We start from the raw sequence: 13,345 nt of genomic DNA, 5'->3' as shown, positions 1-13,345 counted from the left end.
TGCTGTCAGCCGTGGCGGCGCAGCAGATACCGGTAGATAAAACCCGGGAAGGCCAACGTAACAAACAGCGTGCCCGTGATCGCGTAAAACTCCCAGCCCTGGGGCGCAATCTGGCCCGCACGGCGCTCCAGCAACAGCGCCATGCCGCCCACCAGAAAGTACAACACGATCAACTCCGCCAAGCGCACGGGCAAGGCCTTGCGTGGCCCCGCCACCGGCCCAACCACCAGCCAGCGGTGATTGACAAAAGGCAGGTTGGCAGCGATGAAAGCCGCCACGATCACCAGCCAGACGGATGCGGTCAAGGACACAACAGGATCAGCGGGTAGATGGTGGGGGACTGCCGCGGTTTGTTCTGACCGCAGCTCAAGTCGCCAGGGCGCGCACCACTGCGTCAGCACACAGCGTCATCAAGCCGCCTGGCAGCAAGCCCAGGCCAAGGATCAAAGCGCCATTCAGGGTCAACACCACGCGCACGTCCACGGGGGCCGATACGGTAGACGCGGTCAACGGGGCATCAAAATACATGACCTTGACCACGCGCAGGTAGTAGAACGCACCAATCAACGACATGATGACCGCGAACACCGCCATGGCGATATAGAGGCTTTGGCCTGAAGCCACCAGCGCCTGCAGCACTGACAGCTTGGCGTAAAAGCCCACCAGCGGCGGGATACCGGCCATCGAGAACAGGCACACCGCCATCACGCCGGCATACAGCGGGCTGCGCTGGTTGAGGCCTGCAAAGTCCGAAATCTCTTCACTCTCGAAACCTTCGCGCGCCAGCAGCAGGATCACGCCAAAGGCGGCCAGCGTGGTCAACACATAGGTCACCACATAGAACATGGAAGCGCTGTAGGCGTTCTCTACCGCCGTGGCATCCACGTTGCCGTTGATCACACCCGACATCAAGCCCAGCAGCACAAAACCCATCTGCGAAATGGTGGAGTACGCCAGCATGCGCTTGAGGTTGGTCTGCGCGATAGCCGCCAGGTTACCCACCAGCAGCGACCCAATCGCCAGCACAGCCAGCATCTGCTGCCAGTCAATCGCCAGCGGCAGCAGTCCGTCCACCAGCAGGCGGATGGTGATGGCAAAAGCGGCCAGCTTGGGCGCGCCACCAATCATCAGGGTCACTGCCGTGGGAGCGCCTTGGTACACGTCGGGAATCCACATGTGGAAAGGCGCTACACCCAGCTTGAACGCCAGGCCGGCCACCACAAACACCAGGCCAAAAACCAGCACCTGGTGCTTGATCTGCCCCGCGTTGATGGCCTTGAACACTTGGCCGATGTCCAGCGAACCCGTAGCGCCGTAAACCATGGACAGGCCATACAGCAAGAAGCCGCTGGCCATGGCGCCGAGCACGAAGTACTTCATCGCAGCTTCGGTCGCGGTGGCGTTGTCGCGGCGCAGGGCCACCAGGGCGTAGCTCGACAGCGTCAGCAGCTCCAGGCCCAGGTAGATCACCAGGAAGTTGTTGCCCGAGATCATGATGAACATGCCCAGCAAGGCGAACATCGACAGCGTGAACATTTCACCGCCGCGCAGCATGTCACGGTCGGCCGCATAGGGGCGACCATAGACCAGGGTGACCATCATGGCCACGGTGGCAAAACACTTGAGCCAGTTGCCCATGGCGTCACTGACGACCATGTTGCCGAAGCCGTAGAAGGTGTTGCCACTGCTGGCATACATCGCCTGCAAGGTAGCCACCACGGCCAGCGTGAGCATGGTCAGCACATAAGTGCCCGTGCGGCGGGGGCTGTGCACACCCAGGTCGACCAGCGCGATCACGCACGCCATGGTCAACAGCACAATTTCGGGGTAAATCGCTAGCCAGCTGATGTTGTCAATCATCTCGAATCTCTCAGTTCAGTCTGGTCAGTTCAGCTTCGTCAGTGCGACATGCTTGAGCAGTTCCGCGACCGAAGTGTCCATCACGTCCGTAAACGGACGTGGGTACAGGCCCATGGCCAGCACGGCAATCGCCAGCAGCGACATCACAAGGAACTCGCGGCTGTTGAGGTCTTTGAGGTCCCTGACGTGGTCGTTGGCCACCGGGCCCAGGTACACGCGCTTGAACATCCACAAGGTGTAAGCCGCGCCAAAAATCAGCGCGGTGGCCGAGGCCAGGCCAATCCAGAAGTTGGCCTTGACGGCACCCAGGATCACCATCCACTCGCCCACGAACCCGGCGGTGCCCGGCAGGCCACAATTGGCCATGGCAAACAGCAGCGCAAACGCCGTGAAATTGGGCATGGTGTTGACTACGCCGCCGTAGGCTGCGATCTCGCGGGAGTGCACGCGGTCGTAGAGCACGCCGATGGACAAGAACATGGCGCCCGACACAAAGCCGTGGGCAATCATCTGCACCAGGCCGCCGGAGACACCCAGGTCGTTGAAGATGAAGAAACCCAGGGTCACGAAGCCCATGTGCGCTACGGACGAGTAGGCCACCAGCTTCTTCATGTCCTTCTGGACCATGGCCACCAGGCCGACGTAGATCACGGCGATCAGCGACAGCGTGATCATCAGCCAGGCCCATTCGCGCGAGGCATCGGGGGCAATAGGCATCGAAAATCGCAGAAAACCGTAGGCACCGAGCTTCAGCATGATGGCGGCCAGCACGGCGGAGCCACCGGTGGGCGCTTCCACGTGCACGTCGGGCAGCCAGGTGTGGAACGGGAACATCGGCACTTTCACCGCGAAGGCGGCGAAGAAGGCGAAGAACAGCAGGGTCTGGGCCGTGGAGCTCAGGGGCAGCTGGTGCCAGGTGGCGATGTCGAAGCTGCCGCCGGACTGGTTGTACAGGAAGATCAGTGCGATCAGCATCAGGAGCGAGCCGAGCAGCGTGTACAGGAAGAACTTGAACGCCGCGTAGATCTTGTTCGGGCCACCCCAGATACCGATGATCAGGTACATCGGGATCAGCGTGGCTTCGAAGAACACGTAAAACAGAATGCCGTCGAGCGCCGAGAACACACCGATCATCAAACCGGAAAGAATCAGGAAGGCGCCCATGTACTGGTTGACGCGTTCGGTGATCGACTCCCAAGAGGCGATCACGACGATCACCGTGATAAAGGCGGTGAGGGGCACAAACCAGAACGAAATACCGTCGACACCCAGGTGGTAATAGACGTTGAAACGCTCGATCCAGGCGGCCTTTTCGACGAACTGCATGGCTGCGGTTCCGATCTGGAAACCGTCGTACAACGGCAATGTGACCAGAAACCCGATCAGCGCCCCCACCAATGCCAGCCACCGCACCGCACGGGCATGCTCATCCCGCCCAATGGCAAGCAGCAGTACACCAAAGGCAATCGGTGTCCAGATTGCAAGACTCAACAGACCCATTTTGTTGTTTTCCTTATTTGATGAGCTGCAGGATGACGTCGCCCCAGACGAACCAGGTCATCAGAGCGAACACACCCAGGATCATGACCAGTGCGTAGTGGAAGATGAACCCGGACTGGAACCAGCGAACCACACCCGACACGCCACGCACCACTTTCCAGGAACCGTTCACCATGCCACCGTCGATGATGGTTTGGTCGCCGACCTTCCACAGGCCGACGCCCAAAGCACGCGCTCCGCGGGCCAGAATGTTCTCATTGATCCAGTCGAGGTAGTACTTGTTTTCCAGCAAGGCATACAGCGGCATGACACGCGCCTTGATGCCTGCGGGCAGCGCCGGGTTGATCATGTACATGTAGTACGAGGCTGCGACACCAGCCAGCGCCAGCCAGAACGGTGCCGTCTGCAAGCCATGCAGCGCCATGCCGACAGGGCCATGGAAGATTTCAGCCAGCTTGGCCATCGCGGGGTGCTTGGCTGCATCCACAAAGATCACGTCTTTGAAGAAGTCTCCAAACAGCATGGGCTGGATGAACATGAAACCCACCACTACCGAAGGAATGGCCAGCAGCACCAGCGGCACCGTCACCACCCAGGGGGATTCGTGCGGTTTGGCATCGTGCCCGTGGTGATCATCATGGCCGTGATGGTCGTCATGGTGTGCATCGGGGTTCTGGTCGAACCGTTCCTTGCCATGGAACACCAGAAAGTACATGCGGAACGAATAGAAGGCAGTGACAAACACGCCCGCCAACACGGCAAAGTGCGCGAAGCCAGCCGCTGGCAGTTGGCTGAAATGCACGGCCTCGATGATGCTGTCCTTGGAGTAAAAGCCCGAGAACAGGGGCGTTCCGATCAGCGCCAGAGAGCCGAGCAGCGAGGTGATCCAGGTGATGGGCATGTACTTGCGCACGCCGCCCATCCAGCGAATGTCCTGGTTGTGGTGCATACCCATGATGACCGAGCCCGCGCCCAGAAACAGCAGAGCTTTGAAGAACGCGTGGGTCATCAGATGGAACACGGCCACCGAGTACGCCGATGCCCCCAGGGCCACCGTCATATAGCCCAACTGGGACAGCGTGGAATAAGCCACCACGCGCTTGATGTCGTTCTGGATGATGCCCAGGAACCCCATGAACAATGCAGTGATGCCACCAATGATCAGGATGAAATTGAGGGCCGTGTCAGACAGTTCGAACAGGGGCGACATCCGCGCCACCATGAAAATACCCGCCGTCACCATGGTTGCCGCGTGAATCAGCGCGGAAATGGGTGTGGGGCCTTCCATCGAATCGGGCAGCCAGACATGCAGCGGGAACTGAGCCGATTTGCCCATTGCGCCGATGAACAGGCAGATGCAGATCACCGTGATCAACATCCAGTCGGTGCCAGGGAACGACATGGCCCCGAGTTCGCCAGACTTTGCAAACACTTCGCCATAGTTCAACGTGCCAGCGTACGCAACGATCAGGCCGATACCCAGGATGAAGCCGAAGTCACCCACGCGGTTGACCAGGAACGCCTTCATGTTCGCGAAGATGGCCGTCGGTTTGTTGAACCAGAAGCCGATCAGCAGGTAGGACACCAGGCCCACGGCTTCCCAGCCAAAGAACAGCTGCAGCAGGTTGTTACTCATGACCAGCATGAGCATGGAGAACGTGAACAGCGAGATGTAGGCGAAGAAACGGTTGTAGCCCTCGTCCTCTTCCATGTAGCCGATGGTGTAGATGTGCACCATCAGCGACACGAAGGTCACCACCACCATCATCATGGCCGTGAGGCTGTCCACCAGGAAGCCCACCTCCATCTTCAGGCCGCCCACCACCATCCAGGTGTAGAGCGTCTCGTTGAAGCGCGCGCCATCGACCGCTACGCTCTTGAGCGTCATGGCCGACAGGATGAACGCCACCAGCACGCCCAGAATGGTCAGGGTGTGGCTCAGCCGGCGACCGATCCAGTTGCCGCCGAAGGTGGTGCCGAAGATGCCGGCCAGCAATGCGCCCACAAGCGGCGCCAGCGGCACGGCCAGGAGCGTTGAAGCAGAGAGGGTTTGACTCATTCTTGAGAACCTTGGGAATACGGGTGGCTCATCAACCCTTGAGGGTGTTGAGGTCTTCCGCGTTGATGCTGGACTTGTTGCGGAACAGCAGCACCAGAATGGCCAGGCCGATGGCCGACTCGGCCGCGGCCACCGTCAGGATGAAGAACACGAACACCTGTCCGTGCATGTCACCCAGGTAATAGGAGAACGCCACGAAGTTCATGTTGACCGCCAGCAGCATCAGCTCGATGGCCATGAGCAGCACGATCAGGTTCTTGCGGTTCAAAAAGATGCCGATCACCGCCAGCGCGAAAAGCATCGCGCCAAGGGAAAGAAAGTGGCCCAAAGTCAGTGTCATGCTTTTTTCTCCTCGGCAGCAGGCTCCACCGGCACTTCTGGCGCGGGCTTCTGGGTCACAGCAACCTTCACCACCTCCAGGCGATCACGTGCGCGCACCCGAACCTGGGCTGATGGATTAATCGCCTTGCTGTCCTTGCGCTGGCGCAGCGTCAATGCAATGGCAGCAATCATGGCAACCAGCAGAATCACCGCTGCAATTTCGACGGGATACAGGTATTCGGTGTAGAGCAGGATGCCCAGCGCCTTGGTATTTGAGTACTGAACCACCTGGCCCGCTGCATTCACCACAGCGGCGGCAGCCTTGGGTTCATCCATGCCACGGAAACCGCCCATCAGCACGGCAGCCATCTCCAGCGCGATGAGCGCGCCCACCGTAGCGGCGAGCGGGAAATGCTTCCAGAACCCTTTGCGCACGGTATCGATGTGGACGTCCAGCATCATCACCACAAACAGGAACAGCACCATCACCGCGCCCAGATACACCAGCACCAGAGCAATGGCCAAAAACTCTGCTTTGAGCAGCAGCCAAATCGCTGCCGCCTGCGAAAACGCAAGGATGAGGTACAGAACGGCATGCACAGGGTTGCGTGCAGTGATCACCCGGAAGGCCGCGAAAAGCAGCACAACCGAGAAAAAGTAGAAGAAACCAGTCTTGGCGTCCATGAATCGGGTCTTTATAGAAAGTCTGGCGGAAGGAAGGGCTCGCTACCGCTCAGCGGTACTTGGCGTCTGCCGCCTTGGCCGCAGCAATCTCGCCCTCGTACCGGTCACCGACGGCCAGCAACATGTCTTTCGTGAAATACAGGTCACCGCGTTTTTCACCGTGGTATTCGAAGATGTGAGTTTCGACAATCGAATCCACGGGGCAGCTTTCTTCGCAGAAGCCGCAGAAGATGCACTTGGTCAGATCGATGTCGTAGCGCGTGGTGCGGCGCGAACCGTCATCCCGCACTTCGGATTCGATGGTGATGGCCATGGCGGGGCACACGGCCTCGCACAGCTTGCAGGCGATACAACGCTCTTCACCGTTGTCATAACGACGCAGGGCGTGCAGGCCACGGAAACGTGGTGACAAGGGTGTCTTCTCTTCAGGGAACTGCACAGTCACCTTGCGGCGAAAGGCATAGCGGCCCGTCAGGGCCATGCCCTTGAGCAGCTCCACGAGCATGAAGCTCTTGAAGAAATCCTTGAACGAAAAAGGTGCAGCAGCAGCAACAGCAGTCATAGGTGTCCCCGCTTATTTCCAGATATTCCAAGGCGATAGCAACCACCCGCCCACAACGACCAGGCACACCAGCGTGACCGGAATGAAGATCTTCCAGCCCAGACGCATGATCTGGTCATAACGGAAACGCGGGAAGGTCGCGCGAATCCAGATGAACATGGACACAACCACAAAGGTCTTGAGGCCCAGCCAGATCCAACCGGGAATCCAGTTGAACAAGGCACTGTCGATGGGCGATAACCACCCACCCAGGAACATCAGCGCAGCCAGAATCGACACGAGCCACATGCTGGCGTATTCAGCCAGGAAGAAGATGGCGAAGCCCATGCCGGAATACTCCACCATGTGACCGGCCACAATTTCAGCCTCGCCTTCCACGACGTCAAACGGATGGCGGTTCGTCTCTGCCACCCCCGAGATCAGGTAGACCAAGAAAACCGGCAGCAACGGGAGCCAGTTCCAAGACAGGAAGGTCAACCCTTTGTCGGCCGCCATACCACGGCTCTGTCCCATCACGATTTCGGTCAGGTTCATGCTGCCGGACACCATGATCACGATCAGCAAACAGAACCCCATTGCGATTTCATAGCTCACCATTTGGGCAGACGCACGCAGGGCCCCCAGAAACGCGTACTTGGAGTTCGATGCCCAGCCCGCAATGATCACGCCGTAGACCTCAATCGAGGTAATGGCCATCACCAGCAGCAAACCTGCATTGACATTGGCCAGAGCCACATCAGGGCCAAAAGGAATGACCACCCAGGCAGCCAGCGCAGGCATGATGGCCATCACCGGCCCAAGCACAAAGAGGCCCTTGCTCGCAGCCGTGGGCTGGATGATTTCCTTGGTCAGCAGCTTCAGCGCGTCAGCAATCGGTTGCAGCAGACCGAATGGGCCTACGCGATTGGGGCCATGGCGCACTTGCATAAAGCCCAGCAGCTTGCGCTCCCACAAAGTGAGATAAGCCACCGCACCCATCAGCGGCGCGAGGATACATACGATCTTGATCAAGATCCACAACACGGGCCAGGCGATGCCCATCCACCAACCAAATGGCAGGAGGTTCAGCCCGCCGTTGTACAGCGCGTCAATCATGCTGCCACTCCTTCACCGGCAGCCATACGGGCATCGGTGGTCAACTGCAGCGAGGTGGCGCGGCGCACCAGGCCATCCAGCTGATAGATGGACGCGACCGCAGGCTCAGCCACATCAGCCCCACCTTGAGGCACATGACCCACAGCGTTGGACAGTTGTTCGGCTGGCAGCATGGTCAATGTGCCTGCGGGAGCATTGGTGGCGCGAGCCAGCACGTCTTGCGACGTCTCAAAATCAAAACCTGGCACACCCAGCACATTGGCCAGGACCCGCAGCACCTTCCATGCGGGACGCGTATCGCCCAGCGGGCGCACCACGGCGTGGAAGCTCTGCAGGCGCCCTTCGGCGTTGACGAAGCTGCCCGAGGTTTCGGTGAACGGCGCAATCGGCAGCAGCACGTCGCTGATGTCCATGTTGGCCTTGAACGGGCTCAGGGTGACGACCATCTGCGCCTGACCGATGGCGGCGCTGGCCTGGGCACCGTTGGCCGCGTCAAACGCGGGTTCGGTGTTGAGCAGCAGCACGGCTTTGAGGCCGCCGGCCAGCATCTGGCCTGCGTGCAGGCCGCTGCCCACGGGGTGGGCGCCAGCGAACTGGGCACCCACGGTGTTGGCGGCTTCGGTGAGGTAGCCGACGGTGGCGCCGGTCTGCTCGCCGATCCAGTTGGCCAGGGCCAGCAGCGCTGCGGCCTGGCCGTGGTGCGCGGCAGCGTTGCCCAGCAGCACGGCCTTGCGTTCACCACCCAGCAGCGAGCGGGCGATGGCCAGGCTGGCCTCGGAGGCTTCGGCTGCACCCTGGGGGGCAGCGACGTTCTTTTCCTGGGCGATGGCCGAGGCGATGGAGCCGAGGGCTTGCACCCACTGGCTGGCGTTCTGCAGCAGCTGGTGCTTGATGGGCATGGCCCAGTCGCCCACGGAGGAGTCGACCACGCTCAGTTGGGCACCGTGGCGCACGGCATGGCGCACGCGCAGGGCAAACAGTGGATGGTCCTTGCGCAGGCTGGAGCCCACGACCAGCACGCGTTGCAGCGTGGACAGGGATGCGATGGACGTGCCGAGCCAGCGGATGCCTTCGGGCGCCGTGAATTCGGCATTGCGCAGGCGGTAGTCGATGCTGTCGCTGCCCAGGCCGCGCACCAGGGCGGAGGCCAGGTACAGCTCTTCGAGCGTGCTGTGCGGGCTGACCAGGGCGCCGATGCTGTTGGCACCGTGGTCGGCCTTGATGTTCTTCAAGCCGTTGGCCACGTATTCCAGCGCGGTCTGCCAGTCCACGGTCTTCCAGACGCCGCCCTGCTTGAGCATGGGCTGGGTCAGGCGCTCGTCGCTGTTGAGCGATTCGTACGAGAAGCGGTCACGGTCGGCGATCCAGCATTCGTTGACGGCTTCGTTCTCGAACGGCACCACGCGCATGACCTTGTGGTTCTTGACCTGAACGATGAGGTTGGCACCGGTGGAATCGTGCGGGCTGACCGAGCGGCGGCGCGACAGTTCCCAGGTGCGGGCGCTGTAGCGGAACGGCTTGCTCGTGAGCGCGCCCACGGGGCAGATGTCGATCATGTTGCCCGACAGCTCGGAGTCCACGGTATCGCCCACCACGGTGGTGATCTCGGCGTGCTCGCCACGGTGGATCATCCCCAGCTCCATCGCGCCGGCCACTTCCTGGCCAAAGCGCACGCAGCGGGTGCAATGGATGCAGCGGCTCATCTCCTGCATGGAGATCAGCGGGCCCACGTCCTTGTGGAAGACCACGCGCTTTTCTTCCTCGTAGCGCGAGGAAGAGCCGCCGTAGCCCACGGCCAGATCCTGCAGCTGGCACTCGCCACCCTGGTCGCAGATGGGGCAGTCCAGCGGGTGGTTGATGAGCAGGAATTCCATGACCGACTGCTGAGCCTTGATGGCCTTGTCGCTCTTGGTGCGCACGATCATGCCCTGCGTCACCGGCGTGGCGCAGGCGGGCATGGGCTTGGGTGCCTTTTCCACGTCCACCAGGCACATGCGGCAGTTGGCGGCGATGGAAAGCTTCTTGTGGTAACAGAAATGGGGAATGTAGGTGCCGGCCTTTTCGGCTGCATGCATCACCATGCAGCCTTCGGCGACTTCTACCTTCTGTCCGTCGAGTTCGATTTCAACCATATGCGTTTCTCGCGATCAGGCGGAGGCAGAAGCCTGCGGGGTCTCTTTGCGGATCAGTGCTTCGAATTCCGGACGGAAGTGCTTGATCATGGCGCGCACCGGCATGGCCGCTGCATCACCCAGCGCGCAGATGGTGCGGCCCTGGATGTTGTCTGCCACCGAATTGAGCAGGTTCAGGTCGCCATCGCGCCCCTGGCCATGCTGGATACGGTCGATCACGCGCCACATCCAGCCCGTGCCTTCGCGGCACGGCGTGCACTGGCCGCAGGACTCGTGCGAGTAGAAATAGGACAGGCGCAGCAGGCTCTCGACCATGCTGCGGGAGTCGTCCATCACGATGACGGCACCCGAGCCCAGCATGGAGCCGGCCTTGGCGATGGAGTCGTAGTCCATCGTGCATTCCATGATGACGGACGCAGGCAGCACCGGGGAGGACGAGCCGCCCGGGATCACGGCCTTGAGCTGGCGGCCCTTGCGCACACCACCGGCGAGTTCGAGCAGCTTGGCGAACGGCGTGCCCATGGGCACTTCGTAGTTGCCGGGCTTTTCCACGTCGCCCGAGACCGAGAAGATCTTGGTGCCGCCGTTGTTGGGCTTGCCACACTCGAGGTAGGCCTGGCCACCATTGCGGATGATCCACGGCACGGCCGCGAAGGTCTCGGTGTTGTTGATGGTGGTGGGCTTGCCGTACAGGCCGAAGCTGGCCGGAAACGGTGGCTTGAAGCGCGGCTGGCCCTTCTTGCCTTCGAGCGATTCGAGCAGCGCGGTCTCTTCGCCGCAGATGTAGGCGCCGAAGCCGTGCGCCGCATGCAGCTGGAAGCTGAAGTTGCTGCCCAGGATCTTGTCGCCCAGGTAGCCGGCGGCGCGCGCCTCTTCGAGCGCTTCTTCGAAGCGGTCGTAGGTCTGGAAGATTTCGCCGTGGATGTAGTTGTAACCCACGGAGATGCCCATCGCGTAGGCCGCGATGATCATGCCTTCGATGACGATGTGGGGGTTGAACTGCAGGATGTCACGGTCCTTGCAGGTACCTGGCTCGCCTTCGTCGGAGTTGCACACCAGGTACTTCTGGCCGGGGAACGAGCGGGGCATGAAGCTCCACTTGAGGCCGGTGGGGAAGCCCGCGCCGCCGCGGCCACGCAGGCCCGACTCCTTGACGGTGGCGATGACCTGGTCCTGGGTGAGGCCTGCGCCTTCGCCCTGCGCCAGGATCTTGCGCAGCGCTTCGTAGCCGCCGCGCGCTTCGTAGTCCTTGATGCTCCAGTTCGTGCCGTCGAGGCCCGCGACGATCTGCGGGTTGATGTGGCGGTCGTGGAAGCAGGTCTGGACGCCGGTGGCCTGGAACTGCGAGAGGATCTGTGCGGCGGTGGTCATGCTTGCCCCTCTGCGGCCCTGAGGCCATCCACGAGCTGGTCGAGCTTGTCGTTGTCCATGAAGCTGCACATGGTGCGGTCGTTGACCAGCATCACGGGCGCATCGGCGCATGCGCCCAGGCACTCGCACTGCTGCAGGGTGAACAGGCCGTCGGCCGTGGTCTCGCCCATGGTCACACCCAGCTTCTTTTCGAGGTGATGCAGCGCCTTCTGGCCGTCGCGCAGTTGGCAAGGCAGGTTGGTGCAGACGTTGAGCTTGTACTTGCCCGTCGGCTGCTGGTTGTACATGTTGTAGAACGTGGTGACTTCGTGCACCGCGATCTGGGGCATGCCCAGGTAGTCGGCGATCACGGCCTCGCTCGCGGTGCTGACAAAGCCCTGCTCCTGCTGGACGATGGCCAGGCAGGCCATCACGGCCGATTGCTTCTGCTCGGCCGGGTACTTGGCCACTTCACGCGCAAAACGGGCGATGGTCGCCTCGGTGATGGGCGCAGCCACAGGGGCGAGGTTCTTCGCTTCGGTGCTACTCATCGGTCAATCTCCCCGAACACGATATCCATGGTGCCGATGATGGCCACGGCGTCGGCGATCATGTGGCCGCGGGCCATCTCGTCGAGTGTGGCCAGGTGCGCAAAGCCAGGCGCACGGATCTTCAGGCGGTAGGGCTTGTTGGCACCATCGCTCACCAGGTAGATGCCGAACTCGCCCTTGGGATGCTCCACGGCGGCATAGGCTTCGCCCTCGGGGACGTGGAAGCCTTCGGTGAACAGCTTGAAATGGTGGATCAGCTCTTCCATGTTGGACTTCATGGATTCGCGGTCGGGGGCAGCCACCTTGTGGTTGTCGGTGATGACCGGGCCGGGGTTGGCACGCAGCCAGTCCACGCACTGCTTGATGATGCGGTTGGACTCGCGCATTTCATGCACGCGCACGAGGTAGCGGTCGTAGCAGTCGCCCGTCTTGCCCACGGGAATGTCGAATTCCATGCGGTCGTAGACATCGTAGGGCTGGGTCTTGCGCAGGTCCCATGCAATGCCGGAGCCACGCAGCATGGGGCCGGTCATGCCCAGGTTCAGCGCGCGCTCGGGCGGCACCACACCAATGCCCACGGTGCGCTGCTTCCAGATGCGGTTGTCGGTGAGCAGGGTCTCGTACTCGTCCACGCAGGCGGGGAAGCGCTGCGTGAAGTCGTCGATGAAGTCGAGCATGGAACCCTGGCGGTTCTGGTTCATGGCCTCCAGGGCCTTGGCGTTCTTGATCTTGCTGACCTTGTACTGCGGCATGGAGTCCGGCAGGTCACGGTACACGCCGCCCGGACGGAAGTACGCCGCATGCATGCGCGCGCCGGAGACGGCTTCGTACATGTCGAACAGGTCTTCGCGCTCGCGGAAGGTGTAGATCAGGATGGTGGAGCTGCCGCAGTCATTGCCGTGCGAGCCGAGCCACATCAGGTGGTTCAGCAGGCGCGTGATTTCGGAGAACATCACGCGGATGTACTGGGCGCGCTCGGGCACTTCCAGGCCCATCAGCTTTTCGATGGCCAGGCAATAGGCATGCTCGTTGCACATCATCGACACGTAGTCCAGGCGGTCCATGTAGGGCAGCGACTGGATATAGGTCTTGTGCTCGGCCAGCTTTTCGGTGGCGCGGTGCAAGAGGCCGATGTGCGGATCGGCACGCTGGACGACTTCGCCGTCGAGCTCGAGCACCAGGCGCAGCACGCCGTGCGCTGCAGGGTGCTGCGGTCCGAAGTTCAGGGAAT

At 61.4% G+C, this 13,345-nt stretch carries 12 protein-coding genes; all 12 read right to left on the bottom strand.

Annotated features, from left to right (window positions below; all coding sequences use genetic code 11):
* Nucleotides 1–5: 5 nt before the first annotated feature.
* Complete coding sequence (locus ACK41V_RS16675) at nt 6–311, bottom strand: DUF2818 family protein (RefSeq protein ID WP_409783854.1); 306 nt, start codon at nt 309–311, stop codon at nt 6–8.
* A gap of 55 nt (nt 312–366) precedes the next feature.
* On the bottom strand, nt 367–1,860 hold the full coding sequence (nuoN, locus tag ACK41V_RS16670; RefSeq protein ID WP_409783852.1) for an NADH-quinone oxidoreductase subunit NuoN: 1,494 nt from the start codon (nt 1,858–1,860) through the stop codon (nt 367–369).
* Between the two features lie 24 nt (nt 1,861–1,884).
* On the bottom strand, nt 1,885–3,360 hold the full coding sequence (locus tag ACK41V_RS16665) for an NADH-quinone oxidoreductase subunit M (RefSeq protein ID WP_409783850.1): 1,476 nt from the start codon (nt 3,358–3,360) through the stop codon (nt 1,885–1,887).
* 13 nt (nt 3,361–3,373) lie between these two features.
* The gene (nuoL, locus tag ACK41V_RS16660) at nt 3,374–5,419 is read right to left on the bottom strand and encodes an NADH-quinone oxidoreductase subunit L (protein ID WP_409783849.1); all 2,046 of its coding nucleotides are present in this window, start codon (nt 5,417–5,419) and stop codon (nt 3,374–3,376) included.
* A 31-nt stretch (nt 5,420–5,450) separates the two neighbouring features.
* Complete coding sequence (gene nuoK, locus ACK41V_RS16655) at nt 5,451–5,759, bottom strand: NADH-quinone oxidoreductase subunit NuoK (RefSeq protein ID WP_094285673.1); 309 nt, start codon at nt 5,757–5,759, stop codon at nt 5,451–5,453.
* Entirely contained in the window at nt 5,756–6,424 is a 669-nt protein-coding gene (locus tag ACK41V_RS16650; protein ID WP_409783847.1) for an NADH-quinone oxidoreductase subunit J, read from the bottom strand. The genes nuoK and ACK41V_RS16650 overlap by 4 nt, the downstream gene beginning before the upstream one ends.
* A gap of 49 nt (nt 6,425–6,473) precedes the next feature.
* On the bottom strand, nt 6,474–6,986 hold the full coding sequence (gene nuoI / locus ACK41V_RS16645) for an NADH-quinone oxidoreductase subunit NuoI (protein WP_057202184.1): 513 nt from the start codon (nt 6,984–6,986) through the stop codon (nt 6,474–6,476).
* A 12-nt stretch (nt 6,987–6,998) separates the two neighbouring features.
* Nucleotides 6,999–8,081: an NADH-quinone oxidoreductase subunit NuoH gene (gene nuoH, locus ACK41V_RS16640; protein ID WP_409783845.1), complete on the bottom strand. Its 1,083-nt coding sequence runs from the start codon at nt 8,079–8,081 to the stop codon at nt 6,999–7,001.
* The gene (gene nuoG, locus ACK41V_RS16635) at nt 8,078–10,213 is read right to left on the bottom strand and encodes an NADH-quinone oxidoreductase subunit NuoG (protein ID WP_409783844.1); all 2,136 of its coding nucleotides are present in this window, start codon (nt 10,211–10,213) and stop codon (nt 8,078–8,080) included. The genes nuoH and nuoG overlap by 4 nt, the downstream gene beginning before the upstream one ends.
* Before the next feature lie 15 nt (nt 10,214–10,228).
* Nucleotides 10,229–11,584 carry an NADH-quinone oxidoreductase subunit NuoF gene (gene nuoF, locus ACK41V_RS16630; protein ID WP_409783842.1) on the bottom strand — a complete coding sequence of 452 codons (1,356 nt, stop codon included), beginning with the start codon at nt 11,582–11,584 and terminating at the stop codon, nt 10,229–10,231.
* A complete protein-coding gene (gene nuoE / locus ACK41V_RS16625) occupies nt 11,581–12,114 on the bottom strand; it encodes an NADH-quinone oxidoreductase subunit NuoE (protein WP_409783841.1) in 534 nt (177 codons plus the stop codon). The genes nuoF and nuoE overlap by 4 nt, the downstream gene beginning before the upstream one ends.
* Nucleotides 12,111–13,345 (bottom strand): NADH-quinone oxidoreductase subunit D (locus ACK41V_RS16620; RefSeq protein ID WP_409783839.1); only part of this gene is annotated, 1,235 nt, incomplete at its 5' end. The genes ACK41V_RS16620 and nuoE, both read right to left, overlap by 4 nt.

This window comes from Acidovorax sp., assembly GCF_046291265.1.
In the GTDB taxonomy this organism is placed as follows: domain Bacteria; phylum Pseudomonadota; class Gammaproteobacteria; order Burkholderiales; family Burkholderiaceae_C; genus Acidovorax.
The sequence above is the reverse complement of the archived record's forward strand: the minus strand, read 5'-3'. Positions and strand labels throughout refer to the sequence as shown.

Bases quoted from the DNA above. Each gene is read 5' to 3' on its own strand.
- nuoH (WP_409783845.1), bottom strand. From the start codon at position 8,081: ATGATTGACGCGCTGTACAACGGCGGGCTGAACCTCCTGCCATTTGGT.
- nuoI (WP_057202184.1), bottom strand. From the start codon at position 6,986: ATGACTGCTGTTGCTGCTGCTGCACCTTTTTCGTTCAAGGATTTCTTC.
- nuoF (WP_409783842.1), bottom strand. From the start codon at position 11,584: ATGACCACCGCCGCACAGATCCTCTCGCAGTTCCAGGCCACCGGCGTC.
- nuoN (WP_409783852.1), bottom strand. From the start codon at position 1,860: ATGATTGACAACATCAGCTGGCTAGCGATTTACCCCGAAATTGTGCTG.
- ACK41V_RS16650 (WP_409783847.1), bottom strand. From the start codon at position 6,424: ATGGACGCCAAGACTGGTTTCTTCTACTTTTTCTCGGTTGTGCTGCTT.
- nuoK (WP_094285673.1), bottom strand. From the start codon at position 5,759: ATGACACTGACTTTGGGCCACTTTCTTTCCCTTGGCGCGATGCTTTTC.
- nuoL (WP_409783849.1), bottom strand. From the start codon at position 5,419: ATGAGTCAAACCCTCTCTGCTTCAACGCTCCTGGCCGTGCCGCTGGCG.
- ACK41V_RS16665 (WP_409783850.1), bottom strand. From the start codon at position 3,360: ATGGGTCTGTTGAGTCTTGCAATCTGGACACCGATTGCCTTTGGTGTA.
- nuoE (WP_409783841.1), bottom strand. From the start codon at position 12,114: ATGAGTAGCACCGAAGCGAAGAACCTCGCCCCTGTGGCTGCGCCCATC.
- nuoG (WP_409783844.1), bottom strand. From the start codon at position 10,213: ATGGTTGAAATCGAACTCGACGGACAGAAGGTAGAAGTCGCCGAAGGC.